At 64.2% G+C, this 22,598-nt stretch carries 22 protein-coding genes, 1 tRNA gene and 1 other RNA gene; 20 read left to right on the top strand and 4 right to left on the bottom strand.

The annotated features are described in order from the left end of the window. The first annotated feature begins 48 nt into the window (after positions 1–48). The 16 genes from ftsE to CH275_RS02400 all read left to right on the top strand — a co-directional run bounded on the left by ftsE (position 49) and on the right by CH275_RS02400 (position 15,270). Positions 49–738: a cell division ATP-binding protein FtsE gene (gene ftsE, locus CH275_RS02325; protein ID WP_027496574.1), complete on the top strand. Its 690-nt coding sequence runs from the start codon at positions 49–51 to the stop codon at positions 736–738. Between the two features lie 66 nt (positions 739–804). Then, positions 805–1,710: a permease-like cell division protein FtsX gene (ftsX, locus tag CH275_RS02330; RefSeq protein WP_094674812.1), complete on the top strand. Its 906-nt coding sequence runs from the start codon at positions 805–807 to the stop codon at positions 1,708–1,710. A gap of 83 nt (positions 1,711–1,793) precedes the next feature. Continuing rightward, a complete protein-coding gene (gene smpB / locus CH275_RS02335) occupies positions 1,794–2,267 on the top strand; it encodes an SsrA-binding protein SmpB (RefSeq protein ID WP_027496576.1) in 474 nt (157 codons plus the stop codon). Between the two features lie 8 nt (positions 2,268–2,275). Further along, positions 2,276–3,130 (top strand): DMT family transporter, encoded by an 855-nt coding sequence (locus CH275_RS02340; protein WP_094674814.1) that lies wholly within the window; start codon positions 2,276–2,278, stop codon positions 3,128–3,130. A gap of 31 nt (positions 3,131–3,161) precedes the next feature. Then, positions 3,162–4,613 carry an SDR family oxidoreductase gene (locus CH275_RS02345; protein WP_256990819.1) on the top strand — a complete coding sequence of 484 codons (1,452 nt, stop codon included), beginning with the start codon at positions 3,162–3,164 and terminating at the stop codon, positions 4,611–4,613. A gap of 65 nt (positions 4,614–4,678) precedes the next feature. Then, positions 4,679–5,049, top strand: a transfer-messenger RNA (tmRNA) gene (gene ssrA, locus CH275_RS02350). A gap of 119 nt (positions 5,050–5,168) precedes the next feature. Further along, complete coding sequence (locus tag CH275_RS02355) at positions 5,169–5,864, top strand: alpha/beta hydrolase family protein (protein WP_094674818.1); 696 nt, start codon at positions 5,169–5,171, stop codon at positions 5,862–5,864. Continuing rightward, on the top strand, positions 5,843–7,132 hold the full coding sequence (locus CH275_RS02360) for an NAD(P)/FAD-dependent oxidoreductase (protein ID WP_373453669.1): 1,290 nt from the start codon (positions 5,843–5,845) through the stop codon (positions 7,130–7,132). The genes CH275_RS02355 and CH275_RS02360 overlap by 22 nt, the downstream gene beginning before the upstream one ends. Further along, complete coding sequence (locus tag CH275_RS02365) at positions 7,123–7,902, top strand: DUF1365 domain-containing protein (RefSeq protein ID WP_094674820.1); 780 nt, start codon at positions 7,123–7,125, stop codon at positions 7,900–7,902. Before CH275_RS02360 ends, CH275_RS02365 begins: the two co-directional genes overlap by 10 nt. After that, positions 7,899–9,212: an SAM-dependent methyltransferase gene (locus CH275_RS02370; RefSeq protein ID WP_256990820.1), complete on the top strand. Its 1,314-nt coding sequence runs from the start codon at positions 7,899–7,901 to the stop codon at positions 9,210–9,212. Before CH275_RS02365 ends, CH275_RS02370 begins: the two co-directional genes overlap by 4 nt. Further along, positions 9,209–10,534, top strand: coding sequence for an SAM-dependent methyltransferase (locus tag CH275_RS02375; protein WP_094674822.1), 1,326 nt, complete (start codon positions 9,209–9,211; stop codon positions 10,532–10,534). The genes CH275_RS02370 and CH275_RS02375 overlap by 4 nt, the downstream gene beginning before the upstream one ends. Then, positions 10,522–11,322 (top strand): DUF1295 domain-containing protein, encoded by an 801-nt coding sequence (locus CH275_RS02380; protein WP_094675312.1) that lies wholly within the window; start codon positions 10,522–10,524, stop codon positions 11,320–11,322. The genes CH275_RS02375 and CH275_RS02380 overlap by 13 nt, the downstream gene beginning before the upstream one ends. A gap of 84 nt (positions 11,323–11,406) precedes the next feature. Further along, positions 11,407–13,047 (top strand): phosphoglucomutase (alpha-D-glucose-1,6-bisphosphate-dependent), encoded by a 1,641-nt coding sequence (gene pgm / locus CH275_RS02385; protein ID WP_094674824.1) that lies wholly within the window; start codon positions 11,407–11,409, stop codon positions 13,045–13,047. 65 nt (positions 13,048–13,112) lie between these two features. After that, on the top strand, positions 13,113–14,300 hold the full coding sequence (locus tag CH275_RS02390; RefSeq protein WP_094675314.1) for an MFS transporter: 1,188 nt from the start codon (positions 13,113–13,115) through the stop codon (positions 14,298–14,300). Between the two features lie 25 nt (positions 14,301–14,325). Beyond that, on the top strand, positions 14,326–15,072 hold the full coding sequence (locus CH275_RS02395; RefSeq protein WP_179275930.1) for a DsbA family protein: 747 nt from the start codon (positions 14,326–14,328) through the stop codon (positions 15,070–15,072). 125 nt (positions 15,073–15,197) lie between these two features. After that, a tRNA-Ala gene (locus CH275_RS02400) sits at positions 15,198–15,270 on the top strand. A gap of 139 nt (positions 15,271–15,409) precedes the next feature. On the opposite strand, the gene CH275_RS02405 is transcribed toward CH275_RS02400, so the two are convergent. Next, a complete protein-coding gene (locus CH275_RS02405) occupies positions 15,410–15,754 on the bottom strand; it encodes a histone-like nucleoid-structuring protein Lsr2 (RefSeq protein ID WP_094675318.1) in 345 nt (114 codons plus the stop codon). Between the two features lie 549 nt (positions 15,755–16,303). Between CH275_RS02405 and CH275_RS02410 the strand changes: the two genes are divergently transcribed. Beyond that, positions 16,304–17,398 carry an N-acetylmuramoyl-L-alanine amidase gene (locus CH275_RS02410; RefSeq protein WP_256990821.1) on the top strand — a complete coding sequence of 365 codons (1,095 nt, stop codon included), beginning with the start codon at positions 16,304–16,306 and terminating at the stop codon, positions 17,396–17,398. Positions 17,399–17,409: 11 nt separating this feature from the next. Beyond that, positions 17,410–18,459 (top strand): CobW family GTP-binding protein, encoded by a 1,050-nt coding sequence (locus tag CH275_RS02415; protein WP_094674827.1) that lies wholly within the window; start codon positions 17,410–17,412, stop codon positions 18,457–18,459. A gap of 5 nt (positions 18,460–18,464) precedes the next feature. Here the strand turns inward: CH275_RS02415 and CH275_RS02420 are convergent, their stop codons facing one another. The 3 genes from CH275_RS02420 to CH275_RS02430 are packed head-to-tail and all read right to left on the bottom strand — an operon-like array spanning position 18,465 to position 21,068. Continuing rightward, positions 18,465–18,878 carry a molybdenum cofactor biosynthesis protein MoaE gene (locus tag CH275_RS02420; RefSeq protein WP_094674829.1) on the bottom strand — a complete coding sequence of 138 codons (414 nt, stop codon included), beginning with the start codon at positions 18,876–18,878 and terminating at the stop codon, positions 18,465–18,467. Next, a complete protein-coding gene (gene moaCB, locus CH275_RS02425; RefSeq protein WP_373453670.1) occupies positions 18,871–19,821 on the bottom strand; it encodes a bifunctional molybdenum cofactor biosynthesis protein MoaC/MoaB in 951 nt (316 codons plus the stop codon). The genes CH275_RS02420 and moaCB overlap by 8 nt, the downstream gene beginning before the upstream one ends. Positions 19,822–19,877: 56 nt before the next feature. Continuing rightward, positions 19,878–21,068 carry a molybdopterin molybdotransferase MoeA gene (locus tag CH275_RS02430; RefSeq protein WP_094674833.1) on the bottom strand — a complete coding sequence of 397 codons (1,191 nt, stop codon included), beginning with the start codon at positions 21,066–21,068 and terminating at the stop codon, positions 19,878–19,880. 186 nt (positions 21,069–21,254) lie between these two features. Here CH275_RS02430 and moaA point away from each other — a divergent pair, with 186 nt between their 5' ends. Both moaA and CH275_RS02440 read left to right on the top strand, forming a co-directional pair. Then, positions 21,255–22,310: a GTP 3',8-cyclase MoaA gene (moaA, locus tag CH275_RS02435; protein WP_094675322.1), complete on the top strand. Its 1,056-nt coding sequence runs from the start codon at positions 21,255–21,257 to the stop codon at positions 22,308–22,310. Next, entirely contained in the window at positions 22,303–22,587 is a 285-nt protein-coding gene (locus tag CH275_RS02440) for a MoaD/ThiS family protein (protein WP_094674835.1), read from the top strand. The genes moaA and CH275_RS02440 overlap by 8 nt, the downstream gene beginning before the upstream one ends. Positions 22,588–22,598 lie beyond the last annotated feature (11 nt).

The raw sequence follows: 22,598 nt of genomic DNA on the forward strand, positions 1-22,598 counted from the left end.
CTCTCGGTTCCGGCGGTTACCGACGAGTAAGGACTACACTGGCGACCCGTGATCAGCACCTCGAATGTCTCCAAGTCCTACAAGACCTCCACCAGGCCCGCTCTGGACAAGGTGACGGTCTCCATCGACAAAGGCGAGTTCGTGTTTCTGATCGGTCCGTCCGGTTCGGGAAAGTCGACGTTCATGCGGTTGCTTCTCAAGGAGGAGACGCCCACCTCCGGTGACATCCATGTCGCCGACTTCCACGTCAACAGGCTGGCGGCCCGACGCGTCCCACGGCTGCGGCAGAGCATGGGCTGCGTCTTCCAGGACTTCCGCCTGCTGCAACAGAAGACTGTCGTGGAGAACGTGGCGTTCGCCCTCGAGGTGATCGGCAAGCCGCGCTCGATGATCAAGCGCACCGTCCCCGAGGTTCTCGATCTCGTGGGGCTGGGCGGAAAGTCGGACCGTCTGCCCAACGAGCTGTCGGGTGGCGAACAGCAGCGAGTGGCCATCGCACGTGCCTTCGTCAATCGCCCGCTCGTCCTGCTCGCGGACGAGCCGACCGGAAACCTCGATCCGGACACCAGCCAGGACATCATGCTGCTGCTCGAGCGCATCAACCGCACCGGGACCACGGTGCTGATGGCCACCCACGACAACCACATCGTCGACTCGATGCGCCGACGCGTCGTCGAACTGGACAACGGGCGAGTCGTTCGTGACGAGGCCCGTGGGGTCTACGGCGTCGGTCGCTGACGCCGCCACCGACTCAGGACTTCACAGACTTCACGACCGAACGAATCGAAGGGCTCGGATTCCGCGATGCGCGCAAGTTTCATCTTCAGCGAGGTCCTCACCGGACTTCGTCGCAACATCACCATGACGATCGCCATGATCTTGACGACCGCTATCTCCCTCGGCCTGTTCGGCGGCGGGCTGCTCGTGGTGCAGATGGCGGGAAAGACCCAACAGATCTTCCTCGATCGGGTCGAAGTGCAGATCTTCCTCACCGACGACATCTCTGCAACCGACCCGGACTGCGCCCAGGAGACGTGCGCCGCGTTGCGGTCGGATCTCGACAACACCCCGTCGGTGGTGTCTGTGCAGTACCTCAACCGTGAGGACGCGGTGAAGGACGCCACCGAGCGCGTGTTCAAGGATCAGCCCGAATTGGCAGAACTGGTCAGCGCCGACAGCTTTCCTGCCTCGTTCAAGGTGCGGCTGAGCGATCCCGAACGGTTCGGGGTGATCAACGACAACTTCGAGAATCGGCCGGGCGTGCAGAGCGTGCTCAATCAACGTGACCTGGTGGAGCGCCTGTTCAGCGTGCTCAACGGTGTGCGCAATGCTGCATTCGCTATCGCAACGGTGCAGGCAATCGCCGCAATCCTGTTGATAGCCAACATGGTTCAGATCGCCGCCTTCACCAGGCGAACCGAGGTGGGCATCATGCGGTTGGTGGGTGCCACCCGTTGGTACACCCAGTTGCCGTTCTTGCTCGAGGCGGTGGTGGCCGCCTTGATCGGCTCGGCGCTGGCAATTGCCGGCCTGTTCACGGCGAAGAACATGTTCATCGACGATGTTCTGTCGGACGTGTACCAAGCCAACATCCTGGCCAGAATATCGAACAGTGACGTTCTGCTCGTCTCGCCGTTCCTCGCACTGGTGGGAGTAGGTATGGCGGCGGTGACGGCGTACATCACGCTGCGGTTGTACGTGCGCGAATAAATTCGGTTGCCGTTCGGTTCTATGCTGGAGCGGTTGCCCGTGGAACCGATCCGCGCGGCGCATGCTCGAGAAAGGGCCCTGCAGTGAGAGAGAAGGGCCGCAAGGCCATCGCGACCAATCGCAAGGCGCGGCACAACTACTCCATACTCGACGTCGTCGAGGCCGGAGTCGCCCTCGTCGGAACCGAGGTCAAGAGCCTGCGCGACGGCAAGGCTTCGCTGGTCGACGCCTTCGCGACCGTCGACGACGGTGAGATCTGGCTGCGTGGACTCCACATCGCCGAATACACGCTCGGTAGCTGGACCAACCATGCGCCGCGGCGAAACCGGAAGCTGCTCCTTCATCGTCGCGAGATCGACCGCCTCGCAGGCAAGGTGAAAGAGGGAAACCTGACGTTGGTGCCGTTGTCGATGTACTTCTCCGACGGCAAGGTCAAAGTGGAGCTCGCACTGGCCAAGGGTAAGCAGGACTACGACAAGAGACAATCACTGGCCAAACGCACAGCCGAACGCGAAGTGACGCGGGAGCTGGGTCGTCGCGTGAAGGGCATGCGCTGACCGCTGTTCTGCTCGCTCTGGTAGCCGCTGTCGGCTACGGGGTGAGCGATTTCGTCGGCGGTGTCGCATCCCGCCGCGTTGCCGCCCTTCGGGTGGTCATCGTGTCCTACCCGCTGTCGCTGGTGATCGTTCTGCTCGTCGCACCGTTCGTCGGCGGCACCATCGAGCTCCCGGCGATGCTGTGGGGACTGGCCTCGGGTGTCGCAGGTGGCGTTGCGGTGTGGTGGTTCTATCTCGCCCTCGCCGCCGGACCGATGGCCGTGGTCTCACCGGTCACAGCCGTGCTGGTGGCCGGTATTCCGGTGCTGGTCGGGCTGTCGATGGGCGAGCGTCCCGGCGTCATCGCGTTCCTGGGCATCGCCGTAGCTCTGGTGGCCGTGGTGCTGGTCAGTAGGGAATCCCCGGACGAGGTGACCGGCGAGGTGGCCGGTGGGCGAGAGATGAAGTTCACCCGAACGGTCGCCTGGTTGACGGTCGGCTCTGGGGTGACGTTCGCGTTCGCCTTCATTTTTCTGCACCAGATCGGCGACGGCAGCGGGCTGTGGCCGTTGGCCGCGTCACGAGCCTCGGCGACCGCAGTGGTCTGGATCGTGGCCCTCGCATCCGGACACTTCGCTCCTCCGCACGGCAGTGTGCTGAAACTTGCGGCCTTCGTCAGTGTTCTCGACGTCGTCGCCAATGCCGCGATGATCTACGCGTATCAGGGCGGTTTGCTGTCGTTGGTGAGCGTCATCGCCTCGCTGTATCCCGCAGCCACGGTGTTGCTGGCGATGGTGATGCTCGGCGAACGGGTCGGAAGGCTGCAGAAAGTGGGAATGGCGTTGGCGCTCGGTGCCATCGCCATGATTGCGCTCGCGGGTTGAACATCCATGCACACGGGTAATGAACCCGTTTATGACAGCTTCCGATTCTGCCCCCGTGTCCGAGGGTGCTTCACCGCGGCCGCGCGTACTCGTCACCGGTGCCACGGGCTATCTGGGCGGGCGGCTGGCTCCGCGACTGCTCGATGAGGGGTATGCGGTTCGGGTGTTGGCGCGGACGCCCGCCAAGCTCGACAACGTGCCCTGGGCGGCGAACGTCGAGATCGTCAAGGGCGATCTGAGCGACCGGGAGTCGTTGAAAGAGGCGCTCAGCGGAGTCGATGTCATGTACTACCTGGTGCACTCGATGGGCACCGCGGGCCATTCCGATTTCGCCGACACCGAACGCGACAGCGCCGAGAACGTTGCGACCGTCGCTGCCGAGTGCGGCGTCGGGCGCATCGTGTATCTCGGCGGGCTGCACCCGCCGACAGGGGAGCTGTCGCCCCATCTGAAGTCGCGCGCCGAGGTGGGACGCATCCTGATCGAGTCGGGGGTTCCGACCGTCGTGCTGCAGGCGGGCGTCGTGATCGGATCGGGTTCGGCGTCGTTCGAGATGATCCGTCACTTGACCAACCGACTTCCGGTGATGACCACACCGAGGTGGGTTCACAACCGGATCCAGCCGATCGCCGTACGCGACGTGCTGCACTATCTGATCGGGGCCGCGAGTGCGCCGATCACCGAATCCAGGACGTTCGACATCGGCGGACCGGACGTGATGCAGTACGGCGAGATGATGAACATCTACGCCGACGTCGCCGGACTGCGGCAGCGTCGGATCATCGTCCTTCCGGTGCTGACTCCGCGGCTGGCCGGCCATTGGATCGGGCTGGTGACTCCCATTCCGCGCGGGCTGGCGATGCCACTCATCGAATCGCTGCAGTACGACGCCATCGGGCACGAGATGGACATCGACGCCGTCGTGCCGCGGCCGGAGGACGGTTTGACGGGCTACCGCGATTCCGTGAGATTGGCACTGCGCAAGATCGACGACGGTGAGGTCGAGACCAGATGGACCGATGCCACCGGCACCGCGGCGCCGTCGGATCCGCTGCCGTCGGACCCGGACTGGGCAGGCGAGGTCGTCTACACCGACACCCGGGTCGCTCGAAGCGGGGCGGAGTCGAGCGCTATCAGGCCGGCTCTGGAGCGATTGGCCGACGCCGACGTTCTCACCGGTTGGCATCGTGACGCCACCGGACCCGACGCCTCGGCGTCGGGCACCGAACACACCACCCGGCTCAAGTCCTCGACTCGACTACCCGGAGAGGCGTGGCTGGACCTGACGGTCGGCGGAACGGCGAAGCAGCCCACGATCGAGCAGCGGTTGGTGTTCTTCCCACGCGGTCTGGCCGGTCGCGCCGTCTGGTACGCGTCGCTGCCTGCACGCCTGGTGATAGCACGTCGGATGTTGCGCACGGTGGTGCAGCGAGTCGACGCCGATGCGGCCTCGAATTCTGCGGATCGCCGAGTCGGCCGTTAATGGAATGAATGTGTCCGGGCGAGGCGTTACACTGAACAGCCCGGGCACGGTGTTCGGGAACATACGGGGCTGAACGGTTTCGACTTTGTATGTTGAGTCAGGGGAAGCGTGTCGGTGCAGGCGAGAGACCACCGTAAGCGTCATCGCAACCTTATAAGCGCCGATTCCAATCAGCGCGACTACGCACTCGCTGCCTAAGTAGCGACTGCGTGTCTGTCAGTCCGGGCTTGCCCTCGGCCCGGGTACTGGCATCAGCTAGAGGGCTCACCGATTCATCCGGCCGCGGGATGATGAGGAACATCAAACAGTGGCTGGGATCGTCATCCTGACTTGTTCGCGAGATCGGGAGATCCAAGTAGAGGCATAGCGGACTGCACACGGAGAAGCCCTGGCAATGCAGCAGAGGACCCGGGTTCGATTCCCGGCAGCTCCACCGCTCGAGACCGGGCCGAGAGACACACTCTCGGCCCGGTCTTCTTTTCTGTGTCGGACAGGTCACAATCGCCCCTTCCGAACCGATCCCACCCGAAGCGGCCTCGGTGCCGAATAACCGGCATGAGCAACGAGCCGTCTCCAGTACTGCGCACCGGCAGGCGGGTGTCCGACCCTGCACTGGTCGTGTTGGTCCTCGGCGGAGGTAAAGATGTGAGCCGGGCGCTTAGTCGACCGTGGCATCTGGCCGGTCTGCGCATGTGGCCGTTCACCTGGATGCTTCGGCGTGTGGGACGTGCACGCGGCATTTCCGTGCAGCAGTTGCAGTACCGTTTCCGGGGCTGGAACGCCCCCGAACGATCCCCGGTCGAGGACGCCAGATGGGCGCTGAACCGAATCCGCGCGGAGCATCCTGACGTTCATGTCGTGGTCGTCGGCCATTCGATGGGTGGCCGCACCGCCGCTGCCCTGATCGACGACCCTTCTATCGCGGGAGTGGAGCCTGCAGAAACGAGCCAGAAAATCATGGGTGTCGTCGCCTTGGCCCCGTGGTGGCCGGAGGGGGCGGAGGCCGATGCGTTCGGACCGGGTAAGGAACTTCTCGTGATACACGGAACTGCCGACAGGTGGACCGATCCGAGAACCTCGCGCCGTGCGACCGAGAGAGCAGCATCCCGAGGGGCCGCCGCGCGTTACCTCTCCGTTCCGGGTGGGCACTTCATGCTGCGCAATCCGCGGCTCTGGTCGAGGGCGACGCGTGACTTCGTCCTCGGCATCGCCGCCGATACCAAGGCCGACTGCATGGGCAAACCGTCGTGACGCGCCGTCGTATCGCGGTGGTCGGGAGCGGCGTCGCCGGCCTGACGGCGGCATATGCACTGTCGAAGAACTCGTCGGTGACGTTGTACGAGGCGGATTGTCGGCTCGGCGGTCACGCGGACACGCACTATGTCGACGGCCCCGGCGGTCCGGTAGGCGTCGACACGGGGTTCATCGTGCACAACGACCGCACGTATCCGACACTGCTCCGTCTGTTCGACGAGCTCGATGTGCCTACTCAGGATTCGGACATGAGCATGTCCGTGCGCTGTGACGGGTGCGGCCTCGAGTACTCGGGCGGCCAGGGCATGCGCGGAATCCTCGCGCAACGTACGGCGGTGTTCAAACCACGATTCGTGTCGATGTTGCTCGATGTCAAGCGTTTTCATCGGCTGGCGACCGAACTTCTGGACAGCCCGGACTCGGCGGATTCCGAGACCACACTCGGTACATTTCTCGAAGACCATTCGTTCTCGGCATATTTCGAATCCCACTTCATGACGCCGTTGGTATCTGCAGTGTGGTCGTGTGATCCGGACACTGCGCTCGCTTACCCGGCTCGCTACCTGTTCTCCTTTCTTCAGCACCACGGAATGCTCACCGTCACAGGATCTCCCACCTGGCGCACCGTCACGGGCGGGTCCATCGAATACGTTCGCCGGGTTGCGTCGCACATCGACGAGGTGTTGCTCGATACCCCCGTGCGCGCGGTCTACAGGTCCGAGAACGCCGTGCAGATTCGGGATGGTCACGACAACCTCCGCACGTTCGATGCAGCCGTGATCGCGGTCCACCCCGGTGCCGCGCTGAAGATGCTCGCAGAACCGACGGCGCTCGAGCACAGCATCCTCGGTTCGATGCCGTACTCCGTCAATCACACTGCACTGCACACCGACTCGTCCGTGTTGCCGAAGAACACCAGGGCGCGAGCGTCGTGGAACTACCATCTCCCGTCCTGTACCGCCAGGCCCGACCGGGTGCTGGTCAGCTACGACCTGACCAGGCTGCAGCGCTTGGACGACACCGATCGCAGAATGCTGGTCACCCTCGGGGGAGCGGATCGCATCGACCCGAATACGGTGCTCGACGAAATGACCTACGAGCACCCGCAATACACCCCCGAATCCGTGGCAGCGCAGCGTCGGCTGCCCGAATTGGACACCGATACGGTGGCGTTCGCCGGGGCGTACCACGGCTGGGGTTTCCACGAGGACGGTGCGTTGTCCGGAGCGCGTGCTGCACAACGGGTGGGGGCCACGTGGCTCTGACGTCCGTTCTGCCGACCACCCGCGCGCACGGAGCGACGCTGTATCTGACTCGCATCCAACACGTGCGACGTGCACCGATTCGAAACACGTTCTCGTACAAGAGTTACAGCTGGTTCGTCGACCTGGACGCACTCCCCGAACTGCCGCGGATACTGCGGCCGCTGGCCTCGTTCGACCCCCGCGATCACCTCGGCGACCCCGACGCCACCATTCGTCAGAACGTCGACGCGTTCCTCGCGGAGAACGATATCGATCTGAACGGCGGACGGATCACCATGCTGGCCAGTGCGCGGGTGTTCGGGCACACGTTCAACCCGCTGAGCGTGTACTGGTGTCACGACCACGACGGAGGCCTCCGTTGCGTGGTGGCGGAGGTGCACAACACCTACGGCGAGCGATACCGGTATCTGCTGCACACCGATGGGCGCGGCGCGGTACGGACATCCAAGAGGTTCTACGTCTCGCCGTTCAACGACGTCGACGGCGAGTACACCATGCAGCTGCCCGAGCCGGACGCCGCACTCCGGCTGTCGATCGTCCTCGAGCGTGCCGGTCAGCCCCCGTTCGTGGCGACCGTCGACGGCCGTCGTCGAGAGGTGACGACGCGGTCGATTCTTCGCACCGCACTCGAGGTTCCGATCGCGCCGCTACGAGTGGTGGTACAGATCCGATGGCAAGGCATTCGGCTCTGGGCGAGAGGTCTGAAGATCGTGCAGAAACCGGCCCCTCCGGGGCCACGAACATCCCAGAAGCAAGGGGCCAACAGATGACTACTGTGTCGAAATCCAATTCTGTGTCGAACCCGTACGGTGGTTCCACCGGCGGCCCGCGCCCGCTGGTCGATCCGCAGGTCTGGCCCCAGATCGCCCATGTCCCCGGTGGTATGAAGGTTGCGGCCGCCGCACCCGTCGCCGACTTTCTCTTTCGTCGTGCGGTTGCGCGGTTGCAGGTTCGGGTCGCGATGCCGGGTGGCGAGCTGATCGGGGCCGGTTCGGCGGATGCACCGTTGATGACCGTCTATCGGCCACACGACTTCGCCGCACGGGTCGGCGACAGCGGACTCATCGGATTCGGTGAGGCGTACATGGCCGGAGACTGGGATGCCGAGGACCTCACTGCCGTGCTCGAGGTCTTCGCCCGGCGAATGGCGTCGCTGATTCCCAAGTCCCTGCAGCGGCTCCGAGGGCTCTATATCCCCAAACCACCACGGAGCGAACGTAATACGACGAAGAACACGCGATCGAACATCTCGCGCCACTACGACCTGTCCAACGACCTCTTCGAGCTCTTTCTCGACGAGACGATGACCTACTCGAGTGCGTTGTTCGCCGGATCGGGAAGCGGCAACGACAGTGAGGAGCTCGCGGACGCTCAGCGCCGCAAGATCGACCGGCTACTCGACCGCGCGAACGTCGGCGAGGGAACCAGGGTGCTCGAGATCGGTACCGGATGGGGCGAACTGGCCATCCGTGCGGCCGCTCGTGGTGCGACGGTGCGGTCGGTCACGTTGTCGACCGAACAGCAGGAACTGGCGCGCAAGCGCTGCGCCGCAGCCGGTTACGGAGATCGGATCCAGATCGATCTGCTCGACTACCGTCTGGTCGACGGGGAGTACGACGCGATCGTGTCGGTCGAGATGATCGAGGCAGTCGGGCATCAGTACTGGGGAACGTACTTCGAGACGATCGACTCACTGCTCGCGCCGGGTGGGCGCGTTGCCCTCCAGGCCATCACGATGCCGCACGACCGCATGCTCGCTACCCGGAACACGTACACGTGGGTGCACAAGTACATCTTTCCCGGCGGATTCCTGCCGTCGGTGCGGGCCATCGAGGAGGTGACCGAGCAGCACACCTCGCTTCGCGTTCGGGAAAGACTGTCCATGGGCGATCACTACGCGCGAACCCTCGCTCTGTGGGACAGGCGTTTCGGTGAATATCGCAGCGAGGCATCCGAGCTCGGGTTCGACGAGGTGTTCGCACGGATGTGGCATTTCTACCTCTGCTACTCGGAGGCCGGATTCCGATCCGGATACCTCGATGTTCAGCAGATCGTGCTCGACCGAAGGGACAACCGATGACCGCCTCGACACTTTCCGCGGACCGGACCGATCGCAATGTCGGTGTCGCACATCGGATTGCCGAGTTGATAGAACCCATGGTGGGTGGTCAGCTGCCCGTTCGGCTGCAGGCATGGGATGGATCCGTTGCAGGAGACGCGTCGGCACCGCGAGTACTGTTACGGAGTCCGAGCGCACTCCGTCGATTGCTCTGGAGCCCAGGTGAACTCGGCGCTGCGCAGGCGTACGTCACCGGGGAGTTGGACGTCGACGGCGACCTTGCTGCGGCTCTCGATCACGTCTGGGGTGTGGTTCGTGAGCGTCGACTCTCCGCGATCCGACCGGGGCCGGCATCGCTGCTGAAGCTGGCGAAACTGGCAAAGGATCTCGGGGTGTTGGGCCGTCCACTGCCGCCGCCCGTGTCGCAGGCCACGGTGAAGGGTCGGCTGCACTCGGTGCTCCGTGACCGCGCCGCGATCAGTCACCACTACGACCTGTCCAACGACTTCTACGAGTTGGTACTCGATTCACACATGGCGTACTCGTCGGCATATTGGACCTCCGATTCGCCGGACTACACCCTCGACGATGCCCAGCGCGACAAACTCGACCTCGTGTGTCGAAAGATCGGGCTCGACAAGCGCGCAGGGCAACGCTTTCTCGACGTCGGCTGCGGTTGGGGGTCGCTGAGCCTGCATGCGGCCCAGGAGTACGGAGCGCAGGTCGTCGGAGTGACCATCTCGCGTGAGCAGAAAGCATTCATCGACAAGCGAATCGCCGATCGTGGACTGCAGGACCGCGTCGAGATCCGAATTCAGGACTATCGAGAGATTCCGGACGGGCCCTTCGACGCGGTGGCGTCGATCGAGATGGGTGAGCATGTGGGGGAGGCCAATTACCCGACCTACACCGCCGCACTGCACGCCAACGTGAAGCCCGGTGGACGCGTGCTGATTCAGCAGATGTCCCGGAGGGAAGGCGACAACCCCGGCGGCGGAGCGTTCATCGAATCGTTCATCGCGCCGGACATGTTCATGCGTCCGGTCGGGCGAACCGTCGCGATGATCGAGGAGGCCGGACTCGAGGTTCGCGACCTCCACGGCCTTCGGGAGCATTACGTGCGAACCGTCGACGTCTGGACCGAGCGTTTCGAGGCGCGCTTCGACGACGTGGTGGCGATGGTCGGGGAAGAGGTCGCGCGCGTGTGGCGGCTGTACCTGATCGGTGGCGGAATGGCTTTCCGGGACAACAGGATGGGCGTCGACCAGATCCTGGCGGTCAGGTCCGAGAATGGACCGTCCGACATGGAACCGGTTCGACCGGTGTGGGTGTGCCCGCGGTGAACTGGTCCGAGTTCCTGACCGTATCGCTGGCGAGCCTCGGCGGTACCGCTGTCCTGATGATCGTCACGGCCCTCATCGGTGCGCGAATCGGACGGCACAATGTCGTGGACGTGACGTGGGGCGGCGGCTTCGTTCTGATCGCGCTGATCTCGGCTGCGACCGGAACAGGTGAACTGTGGCGTCGATTGCTTCTGCTCGTCCTCATCGGCGTCTGGGGACTTCGTCTGGCCCTGCACGTTTTTCAGCGCTCAAGCGGGCACGGCGAGGATCCGCGTTACACCGAATTGCTCTCGAAGGCGACCGGAAACAAGACCTGGTACGCCCTCCGTAAGATCTATCTGACGCAGGCGCTTGCATTGTGGTTCGTGTCCCTCCCGGTGCAGGTGTCCGCAGTCGCACACGAATCGTTTCTGCCGGTCGTCGTACTCGGCGTACTGGTCTGGCTGCTCGGATGGACGTTCGAGGCGGTGGGCGATGCGCAGCTGAAAGCCTTCAAGGCCGACGCGTCGAACAAGGGCAAGATCATGGATCGTGGTCTCTGGTCCTGGACACGGCACCCCAACTACTTCGGGGACTCGGCGGTGTGGTGGGGGTTGTTCCTCGTGTGCGCCTCAGCGTGGCCCGGGGTGTTCACGCTTCTGTCGCCCATCGCGATGACGTATTTCCTGGTGTTCGCCACCGGAGCGAGGTTGCTCGAGCGCAGCATGGAAAAGCGTCCGGGGTATCGCGAATATCAGCATCGGACCAGCTATTTCCTCCCACGGCCGCCGAAAGCACCCAGCAAGTAGCTCGCGAGTGGGGCGGCGGCGTTAGGGTTGTCGAGGAGTTCGATCCATCGATCGAGTTCGGTTCTACCGACGAGGAGGCGCATCGTGGCGCACGAGAGAGCTGGAACCACTGCACTGCCGGAAGATCTGGTGGATCTTTCGCAACTCGTGACCGCGTACTACTCGCGGGTCCCCGATGTGTCCGACCCGAATCAGCAGGTGGTCTTCGGCACGTCCGGACATCGAGGGTCGAGCCTGGATTCGGCATTCAACGAGGCCCACATCGTGGCTACGACGCAGGCGATCGTGGAGTACCGCGCTACGCAAGGCATCACCGGGCCCCTGTTCATCGGCCGGGACACCCACGCGTTGTCGGAGCCGGCCTGGACGACGGCTCTGGAAGTGTTGGCCGCCAACGACGTCGACGTACTGGTCGATTCGGGGGACCGGTACACGCCCACACCCGCCGTCAGTCATGCCATCCTTCGCTTCAACGAATCCGGTCCGGCGGCGAAGGCCGACGGCATCGTGGTGACTCCGTCGCACAATCCCCCCCGGGACGGCGGCTTCAAGTACAACCCTCCGCACGGCGGGCCGGCCGACAGCGATGCCACCTCGGTCATCGCCGCTCGCGCGAACGAGCTTCTGCGCGAGGGTATCTCGGGAATCAAGCGCGTGACTCTGGCGCAGGCGTTCGCGGGGAGCGTCTCCCGCTACGACTTCCTCGGAACCTATGTGGACGACCTCCCGAACGTGCTCGATCTCGATGCGATCCGTGCTGCCGGAGTTCGCATCGGTGCAGATCCGCTCGGCGGCGCGAGTGTCGACTACTGGGACGCGATCGCCGAACGGCACAACCTGGATCTGACCGTCGTCAATCCATTGGTGGACGGCACGTTCCGCTTCATGACGTTGGACACGGACGGCAAGATCAGGATGGATTGTTCGTCGCCGAACGCGATGGCCTCGCTCATTGCTGCTCGCGATCGATTCGACATCTCGACGGGCAACGACGCCGACTCCGACCGGCACGGCGTCGTGACTCCCGACGGTGGCCTGATGAATCCCAATCACTATCTCGCCGTCGCCATCGACTACTTGTTCACTCACCGGCCGGGATGGTCACCGACGGCTGCGGTGGGCAAGACGTTGGTGAGCTCGTCGATGATCGACCGGGTCGTCGCAGACCTCGGCCGTCGTCTGCTCGAGGTCCCGGTCGGTTTCAAGTGGTTCGTTCCGGGCCTACTGGGCGGTGAGCTCGGCTTCGGCGGTGAGGAGAGCGCTGGGGCGTCGTTCCTCCGACACGACGGCCGCGTCTGGACCACCGACAAGGACGGCATCGTTCTCGCGCTGCTGGCGTCGGAGATCACCGCCGTCACCGGATCGACGCCGTCTCAGCGTTACGCCGAGTTCACCGCAAAGTTCGGCGATCCCTCGTACGCTCGCGTCGACGCACCTGCCACGCGCGAGCAGAAGGCCGTTCTCGCCAAGCTCTCGCCCGACCAGATCACCGCCACCGAGTTGGCAGGCGAACCGATCACCGCAACGCTGACCGAGGCTCCGGGCAACGGAGCTGCGCTCGGTGGCTTGAAAGTAGCGACGGAGAGCGCCTGGTTCGCTGCTCGCCCCTCCGGAACCGAGGACGTCTACAAGATCTACGCGGAGTCGTTCCAGGGTGCGGAACATCTCGCCGAGGTCCAAGCCGCAGCACGTGACCTGGTGTCCTCCGCACTCGAGAGCTCGTGACCGACTCGCCCACACCCGATCGGTCGGATTCTTCCGACGCCGAGGACAAGACTCCGGAGCCGGCCCTGCAGCCTGGTGGCAAGCTTCCACCCGAGATCTGGGTACTGGTGTCGGCAGCGTTCGTCATTGCGCTCGGTTTCGGCATCGTTGCGCCTGCCCTTCCTCAGTTCGCCCGTGAATTCGGGGTGGGTGTGGCCGCGGCGTCCGCCGTGATCAGTGCCTTTGCTCTGATGCGATTGCTGTTCGCACCGGTCAGTGGATCTCTGGTCCAGCGGCTCGGTGAACGGCCGGTCTACCTGATCGGGCTTCTGATCGTCGCGGTGTCGACCGGTGCATGTGCGCTCGCACAGACGTATTGGCAGCTGCTGGTCTTCCGTGGGCTCGGCGGAATCGGATCCACGATGTTCTCGGTGTCGGCTCTCGGACTGCTGATCCGAATCAGTCCGCCGACCAGTAGAGGTCGCATCTCGGGGCTGTACGCAACCGCCTTCCTGTTGGGAACCATCGGCGGTCCGCTCGTCGGCGGCGAGCTGGTCGGCTTCGGTCTGCGGGTGCCGTTCGTGATCTACGCCGTGGCGCTCGTGATCGCCGCTGCCGTCGTCTACTTCACCCTCGGCAATTCCGATCTGGTGAAGCCGGAGAAGGGCTCGGCACCGCCGACGATGTCACTGCTCTCCGCACTACGAATTCCGTCCTATCGGGCTGCCTTGGCGTCGAACTTCGCCAACGGCTGGGCAGTGTTCGGCGTTCGGGTGGCGTTGGTTCCGTTGTTCGTCGTCGAGGCGATGCAGCGATCCGAGGTATTCGTCGGGGTCGCTCTGACTGTGTTCGCCGTGGGAAATGCGGTGGTTCTCACCAGTGCGGGCCGACTGTCCGATGTACGCGGACGAAAGCCGTTCATGGTGAGTGGGTTGGCAGTGTGCGGCCTCGGAACCGTCGTCATGGGGTACGTCCACGATCCGGTCCTGTTCCTCGCGGTGTCGTTGATCGCCGGAATCGGATCAGGGCTGATGAGTCCTGCGCAGCAGGCATCGGTGGCCGATGTGATCGGATCGAAGGCGCGCGGAGGGCCCGTGCTGGCTGCATTCCAGATGACCTCCGACGTCGGCGCGGTGATCGGCCCGATCGTGGCGGGGTTGATCGTGCAGCAGGTTTCGTTCGGCCCCGCGTTCGCCGTGACGGGCGCACTGCTTCTGGTGGCGGGCCTGTGGTGGGCACGAGTTCCGGACACCCTCGCGCGAGAGCGCACCTGACGGAGACGTCCGTAGTATTCGCTCTGTGAGCCAGAAGAAGATATCGAGTACGAAACACACGCCCCAGGCCACGTCGAATACCGTGACCTATGTGTTGGGCGGCATCGCATTCGTTGTGGTGGTGATCGTCATCGCGGTCGCGATCATGTGGCAGAGCGGAAGTGACGCTCCACGCAACGACGGCTACGGCACCGTGAAGAATCCCGAGGTCGAATTGTCCTTGCCCGGCGACGGCGTGGTTGCGCTGGCGCGTCCGGGAGCGCAGCGTGTCATCGATGTCTACGAGGATCCGATGTGCCCGTTCTGCGGTGAACTCGAAGTAAAGCACGGGCAGGAGTTGGCACAGAAGATCGACGATGGCGTGGTCGCGGTGAAATACCACCTGGTCAATTTTCTCGATGCACAGTCGGCTTCGGGCGACTATTCGACGCGTGCGGTCGCGGCATCGCATTGTGTGGCCGCAACGGAGAACGCTCGGGTCTACTCCGCATTTCATGCCGGACTGTTCGACCCGGACTTTCGCCCCGAAGAGGGTGGGGACTCCGACCGAACCGATGCCGAACTGGCAGACCTTGCGCGTTCCGACGGAGCGAGCGAACTGGCTGTGGAGTGCATTGTCACTGGCTCGCAACGTGACGCCGCGGTCGCGGACGCGAACACCGGACGGGACGCCCTGGCGGCATCGGGTGCTCGTGGGACGCCGGGGGTGTTGGTGGACGGGCAGGTGGTCGACGCTCTCGGTGACTCGGAGTGGCTGGCGAACATCAACTGACGTCCGGGCACGGTGCGGCCGGTCGTCGGTTCGTCGGAACCGGCCGCACCAGGTGATTTGTTGCTGCTGCGACCGATGGTGTAACTTCGTTCGAGCAACCGCATGAGCGGGAGCACGCAGTACTCGGGGCTATGGCGCAGCTGGTAGCGCACCACACTGGCAGTGTGGGGGTCAGGGGTTCGAGTCCCCTTAGCTCCACCGAAGTAGTTCAGCTCCACCGATGTATACAGCTTCACCGAAGTAGTTCGTATCACCGCAGAAGTTTCCATTCGACAGAAAAAGCGCCGCTCGCGAGCGGCGCTTTTTCTGTTTCTCGGGATCGATCGTCTGTCGACGGTCAGTGAGCCGCGTCGAAGGCTTGCTCGACCTCGGCGGGGATTCTGCCGCGCGCCGAGATATTGTGGCCGTTCGCCTTCGCCCATTCTCTGATGGCTTTGGTTTGATTGGCGTCACGCTTGGCACCTGCTGCGGGGGTGCCCGACTTCTTCGTTCGTTTTCCACCGACCTTGGTGGAGTGGTCGATGTAATAATCGAGCTTGCGGTGAAATTCCTTGGCGTTCTTGTCGCTGAGGTCGATTTCGTAGCTGACTCCGTTGACCGAATAGGTTATGTGTTCGCCACCGGATTCGATCGGTTTTTCGTCGATGTCGTCGACTAGTTGCACATAGACTTTTCTGGCCATGCTGAAGCTCTCCAATGGTGCAGGGGATGATGCGGGGATGTCCAGATCGAACGGAAACGACTATACGGCTGAACAATGTGCATATCCACGCGGGCCGAGGAATTGTTACTGAATTCCCAGAACTGTCGCGAAATCGGATCGTAGTTGACCGAAACGGCACCTTGGGTGCGAGAAAATTGTCCCGGTGGGGACGTTCGTCCTTATGCAAACAAAGACGAACCGACCGGTTCGATGAGGCATATCCATCATCGGGTCGGTTCGTGGTCGAACCGAGCGGGGCAGCGCCGATTCGAGCCCGCCCACCGGCTGTGCGCCGGCAACGAATCGATTACGGAACGCGCTCATTTCACTAACGAAAGACAATCCGAGACGCGAGAACACGGACGTCTGATTCACTTGAGACGCAAGTGTCTGCTGTTACGTCTGGTGCCCCTGTTGTCGGTCACTCGCCTGAAATCAGCGGCATCCCAGGGGCCGAGAGGGGAGTAGCGCCACCAGTTTCACCGGTGCGCCCACGACGATATGAAATTTGCACGAACGACCAGGTCGATGGCAACGGCACTGATGTGCGCCGGGATTCTCGGTGCGGGAGTGCTCGCGTCGGCACCCGCTACCGCCGCCCCGGCCACCACCACGCCGTCCACTCCAACACCGTCCATCGGCACCGAGCTGTCGGGTAAGACTGTGTTTCTCGACCCGGGCCACCAGGGCACCGGACATTCGGAGGATCTGCAGCGCCAGGTCGACGACGGGCGCGGCGGCACGAAAGACTGCCAGACCACCGGAATGACCACCGTCGACGGCGTGCCCGAGCACACCATCAACTGGAAAGTCAGCGAACTCGTTCGGTCCAGCCTCGAGAGCCTGGGCGCAACGGTGAAGACCAGTCGAGCGGACGACACCGGGTGGGGTGGATGCGTCGACGACAGGGCGCGTGCAGCGAGCGAGTCCGGAGCTGACGTCGCGGTGAGTATCCATGCTGACTCCACGAGCACGTCGTCCGATGCCGCCAAGCACGGATTTCATCTGATCGTGCCCACATTGCCGATTCCGGACGCAGCGGCCGACGCAGCCCAGTCCGAAGGTGGGCGTTCGGCTTCGAAGCTGATGCGGGACTCGTACGTTCGGGCCGGCTTCGACCCGGCGAACTACGCGGGCGTGGACGAGGGAATTCAGGAGCGCTCGGACGTGGCGGGTCCGGCACTGACCACAGTGCCCCTCGTATTCGTCGAAATGGGCAACGGATCGAACCCCGACGACGCGGCCCTTCTCGAGAGCTCCGATGGTCAGTTGAAGCACGCGATCGCCATATCGACCGGGATCATCGACTATCTGCTCGGTGCAGAGGCGTCGTCCACGACGGCGACCGGCCCGGCCGCGGCGGATGCCACCGCCCCGACGACGACTGCTGCCGCCCCTGCGGCGAAGGCGACCGACACCGCTGCGCCCAGCGCGTCCTCGACCGTGGGAACGGGGACGGCTGTCGCGGGTCGAAGCGCACTGTCTCGATTGATCGACAGCGTCACTCCGTACATCGAGACGTTCGGCGTGGACGGCCTGAAGGGGCTCGCGACGCCGGACAACGTCGCCGGTGTGTCCAACTTCGCGCAAGGCCTGCTGAAGCAGATTCTGGCTGCCCGGTAGTCTCGGACGCCGTGGCGCGTCGAAGAATTCCGGTGGTGATCGTTGCCGGCTTTCTCGGCGCGGGTAAGACGACCCTGCTCAATCACCTGTTGCGCAACGATGCCGGTGTGCGAATCGGAGTCGTGGTCAACGATTTCGGAGCAATCAACATCGATGCGATGCTCGTGGCGGGGCAGGTCGATTCGATGGTCTCACTCGGCAACGGGTGTATCTGTTGCGCCGTCGACATCAGCGATATGGACGCGATGTTCGACGCCCTCGCGCACCGCCGTTCGGCCATCGACGTGATCGTGGTGGAGGCCAGTGGCTTGGCCGAGCCGCGCAACCTGATTCGAATGGTCCGCGGCAGCGAGAACGAGTTCATCGTCTACGGCGGGCTCGTAGGGGTCGTCGACGCCGTGGAGTTTCCGCACACTCGCGCAGAGCATCCCGAGATCGACCATCATCTGCAGCTGGCCGATCTGGTCGTGTTGAACAAGTGCGACGAGGTTTCGGAGTCCGATCTCTCCGCGGTCGAGTCCACCGTGCACTCCGTGGTGGGCGAGGTTCCGGTGGTCCCGGTCGCCTTCGGGCGGGTCGATCCATTGCTGCTCTTCGACCGTCGCGAGGACTCGTCGGTCCAGTCGGCGGTGGCCGTGCAGTTGTCGTTGGACGATCTGCTTCGGGACGACCACCACGACCACGACCACGACCACGATCACCACCTGCACGCGCGGTACTCGCACACCGAGTTCGTCACCACGGACCCGATCGATCCACGACGGATGATCGAATTCCTGGAGAATCCCTCCGGCAACCTCTACCGCATCAAGGGTTTCGTCTACTTCGCGATCCCTGGCCACAGGCAGAAGTTCATCGTGCACACGGTCGGCCGACACATTCGATTCGATGTCGCTTCGTGGGCTCGAGGTGAGACAGAACAGACGTCGCTGGTGCTGATCGGTACCGAGCTCGACGCATCGATTGTCGAGAGACGACTGCGCGCCTGTGTGCGGACACCGGCCGAGCACGGCGATGCTTCGTCGATGCTCCCGGTGCAGCGCTACCTCGATACCGGGTAGATCTTCTACAGCCCGACCCATTCGGTGCGTCCGCCCTCGAATCCCTGCCGCTTCCAGATCGGGACCTCCGCCTTGATGCGTTCGACCAGTCGGGCGCAGGCTTCGAACGCTTCGGCGCGATGAGCCGAGCCGACCGCTGCCACGAGTGCCAGGTCGCCCACACGCAGGTCGCCCACGCGGTGTACCGCGGCCACAGCCAAGCCGGTGTCTGTGGAAACTTCTGAGCAGCATCGATTCAGGAAGCGCTCGGCGTCGGGGTGGGCTCGATATTCGAGGGTTTCCACGGCGTGGCCTCCATCGTGGTCGCGGACGATTCCGCTGAACAGCACAACCGCTCCGTGTCGCGAATCCTGCACCGCTGCTTCCACTTCGGCGGTACTCAACGGTTCACTCGAAATTCGTGCGACGAGCTCACTCATCGTGGGCGCCTCCTCCGGCGATCTGGGCGAGAACGTGGTCGAGCAACGGATCGAGGACTGCCAGGCCGTCCTTGACGCCGCCCGGTGAACCGGGCAGATTGACGACCAGGGTGCGCCCGATCAAGCCCGACACACCGCGACTGAGCACTGCGTGTGGTGTTGCGGACGTTCCCCGGGTTCTGATTGCATCGGCAATGCCCGGCATGTCGATGTCGATGAGCGCTGCGGTGGCCTCGGGAGTCGCGTCGGTAGGCGAGACACCGGTTCCGCCGGTGCTGATGATCAACGACGGTTCGCCGCGCAGAGCGTCCTGCAGTCCGGCCGCGATGTCGGAATCGGCGTACACCAGCGGACCGCGCGCGGTGAAGCCTCGATCGGTCAACCAGGCTGCGATGGTGGGACCGGTGGTGTCGGGCCGAGTTCCGCGCGCGCCACCGGTGGAGGCCACCAGGACCACTGCGGATCGGGTGGTCTCGAATACCGGTGAAGTCTCTGCGTCGGGCGAGCTCTCTGCGTCGTCTCGCTGCCAATGCCCGTGCTTACCGCCGTCCTTGGTGATCAGCCGGACCCCGTTCATGGTGGCACCGGGATCGACGGCCTTGACCATGTCGTGCAGCGTCAGTCCGGCAACGGCGACGGCAGTCAGCGCTTCCATCTCCACGCCGGTGCGTCCGGTGGTGCGCGCGGTTGCCTCGACCGTGATGGACGAGTCGGTGAATCCGAACGAGATCTTCACCGACGAGAGGGCGAGCTGATGGCACAGCGGAATCAGCTCCGACGTCCGCTTCGCCGCCGAGATGCCCGCGATGCGCGCAGTCGCGAGAACATCGGCCTTGGGCATGTCGTCGGCACGCACGAGCGCGATGACCTCGGCCGTCGTGACGAACTCACCGGCGGCGACGGCCGTGCGCGAGGTCTCCTTCTTGTGGGCCACGTCGACCATGCGAGCGCGGCCCTGATCGTCGAGATGCGACAGGTGCGTATGCGGGGCGTCGGTGGTCACAGCGGCAATACCTCCACGGGGGATCCTGCAGCGAGTTCTGTTGTCTCGGAATCGATGTCGATCAGCACGTCGGCCCATGCCAGTGCCGCGACCAGGTGCGAGCCGGGACCGGCCACGAGCTCGACCATCCCGTCGTCACGCAATCTGCCACGCAGGAGTTGTCTCCTGCCGGGCGGAGACACGATCGGTTCGTGCAATGCAGAGGTCGTCGAGAGCACCGGAGGCAGACCCGCTGCTCGCCGAACGATGTTGCGCGCGAACATGATGTACGAGACGACCGTACTGACGGGATTGCCGGGAAAGCTGAGCACGGGAACACCGTCGAACATGGTGATGCCCTGCGGCCCGCCCGGCTGCATACGAACCGATCCGAAGGTGCCGCCGAGCGGCCGGAGCACGTCCTTGACCACCTCGAAGTCGCCCATCGACACTCCGCCGGAGGTGATGATCAGCTCCGCCGATTTCGCTGCCGCATCGAGAATTTCGCGAAACCTGCTCGGTTCGTCCGAGCTGCGCGAGACCGAAACGACCTCGGCACCGCTGGCGCGTAGGTGTGCGGCGAGGGTGATCCCGTTCGAATCGTAGATCTGGCCGGGCGTCAGAATCGAGCCGGCGTCGACCAGCTCGGCACCTGTCGTCACGACAGCAACGCGAGGGCGCGAGCGTACCTCGACCTCGGCGAAACCTACGGCCGCGAGAACCGAGATGTGCCGGGGCTCGAGTGCTCGACCGGCCTCGACCAGCACCGTTCCGACGCGTACGTCGCTTCCCTGTTCGCGAACGAATTCGCCTGCCGCACGGCCTCGTTCGATCGTGACCGAACCGGCGGACGGTATCGTGGTGTCCTCGACGGGGATGATGGCGTCGGCCCCGTCTGGAATGGGTGCGCCGGTCATGATCTTCGCCGCGCTCCCCGACGCCAGGACTGCCGATGCCGTCGGGCCGGCGGCGATGATCGTCGAGACAGGAAGTGTCACCGGGGTCGTGTCCACGGAACGGGAATCGACCGCGTAGCCGTCCATCTGTGAGTTGCGGAAGAGCGGTAGATCGACCGGCGACCGTACGTCCTCGAACGAGACGCGTCCCAGGGCGTCGGCCAGAGGGATTCGCTGCGCGGCTCTGGTTCCCAGCGTTTCGAGAAGAGTCTCGATCGCGGCGGCGTGCTCCTCGACGGATACGGCGCTCACTGCGCTGGTCCGATGATTCCGCACGAGTGCTCAGCCGTCATGGGTGCCAATCCTAAGCACGCCGACAACGCCGTCGAGTGTGGGCTGCGGCATACTGGGTAGACACGTCCATGACAGGCGTGATCGAGGTCGACGAAGGCGAGGTACGAGGTGACGGTGGACAGTGTCACCTCGCTGGGCATTCCGGTGTTCGGCGGTGCGGCAACCGGCGATCGGTCACTGCAGGCGAATTCGGTAGAGGATCGGCCGGACGTACCGCATCTGATCGACCGCTTCGGCCGCGTCGCGCGGGACCTGCGTATCTCCATCACCGAGAAGTGCTCGCTCCGGTGCACCTACTGCATGCCGGAGGAGGGCCTTCCGGCCATTCCTGCGGCGAACCTGCTCACGCCGGCCGAAATCGCTCGCGTTGTCTCGGTGTCGGTGCGTCTGCTGGGTATCCGCGACGTCCGGTTCACCGGTGGCGAGCCCCTCATGCGCCGCGACCTCGACGAGATCCTGCGACTGTGCTCCGATGCTGCGGCAGGTGTGCCGCTGTCGATGACGACCAATGCAGTCGGCCTGGAGCATCGAGCGGCGGCGCTGGCGGATGCCGGGTTGACCAGGGTCAACGTCTCCTTGGACTCGGTCGACCGCGAAGATTTCGCGCGGTTGACCCGACGTGACCGGTTGCCTTCGGTGCTGGCAGGGATCCGCGCGGCGAAGCGAGCGGGCATCGGTCCGGTGAAGATCAATGCAGTTCTGATGCGCGACACGCTGTCCGGTGCGGTCGATCTGCTGCGCTGGTGTCTCGACGAGGGGGTTGCTCTCCGGTTCATCGAGCAGATGCCGCTCGACGCCGATCACGAGTGGGCTCGCGCCAACATGATCGACGCCCAGACCCTGCTCGACGAGCTGTCCACCGAGTTCGACCTGCGTGAGGTGGGGCGCGCCGATCCGTCGGCACCGGCCGAGGAATGGAGCGTCGACGGAACCGATGCCACCGTCGGCATCATCGCGTCGGTGACACGATCGTTCTGCGGGGATTGCGACCGGACGCGGGTGACCGCGGAAGGAACCATTCGGTCATGCTTGTTCAGCGACGACGAGACCGATCTTCGCGCGGCGCTGCGCGGCGGTGCCACCGACGACGAATTGGCAGCCGTGTGGCGCGGGGCGATGTGGAACAAGTGGGCTGGGCACGGCATCGATGCCGACGGCTTCGTACCTCCCGCCCGCAGCATGGGAGCCATCGGTGGTTGATGCGCAGACCGGCGTCGACGTCGGCCCGTCGACCGAGGTCGAGGTGCGGTACTTCGCTGCCGCCGTCGACGCGTCGGGGTGCGACTCGGAGTACGTCACCATGCCGATCGGAGCCACTCTTGCCGACCTTCGAGAGGTGATTCGTTCGCGGCACGGTGCGCCGATGGACCCCGTTCTTCGGGTGTCGGCCTATCTGGTCGGAGACGATCTCACCCGCGATCTCGACCGTCCGATCGGCAGCCGGGTCGACGTGCTACCGCCGTTCGCCGGCGGCTGATCACCGGACGC

Source organism: Rhodococcus sp. 06-235-1A, from assembly GCF_002258785.1.
In the GTDB taxonomy this organism is placed as follows: domain Bacteria; phylum Actinomycetota; class Actinomycetes; order Mycobacteriales; family Mycobacteriaceae; genus Rhodococcoides.

Bases quoted from the DNA above. Each gene is read 5' to 3' on its own strand.
- CH275_RS02405 (WP_094675318.1), bottom strand. From the start codon at position 15,754: ATGGCCAGAAAAGTCTATGTGCAACTAGTCGACGACATCGACGAAAAA.
- CH275_RS02355 (WP_094674818.1), top strand. From the start codon at position 5,169: ATGAGCAACGAGCCGTCTCCAGTACTGCGCACCGGCAGGCGGGTGTCC.
- CH275_RS02375 (WP_094674822.1), top strand. From the start codon at position 9,209: ATGACCGCCTCGACACTTTCCGCGGACCGGACCGATCGCAATGTCGGT.
- CH275_RS02370 (WP_256990820.1), top strand. From the start codon at position 7,899: ATGACTACTGTGTCGAAATCCAATTCTGTGTCGAACCCGTACGGTGGT.
- CH275_RS02345 (WP_256990819.1), top strand. From the start codon at position 3,162: ATGACAGCTTCCGATTCTGCCCCCGTGTCCGAGGGTGCTTCACCGCGG.
- ftsX (WP_094674812.1), top strand. From the start codon at position 805: ATGCGCGCAAGTTTCATCTTCAGCGAGGTCCTCACCGGACTTCGTCGC.
- moaCB (WP_373453670.1), bottom strand. From the start codon at position 19,821: ATGGTCGACGTGGCCCACAAGAAGGAGACCTCGCGCACGGCCGTCGCC.
- CH275_RS02420 (WP_094674829.1), bottom strand. From the start codon at position 18,878: ATGAGTGAGCTCGTCGCACGAATTTCGAGTGAACCGTTGAGTACCGCC.
- CH275_RS02410 (WP_256990821.1), top strand. From the start codon at position 16,304: ATGGCAACGGCACTGATGTGCGCCGGGATTCTCGGTGCGGGAGTGCTC.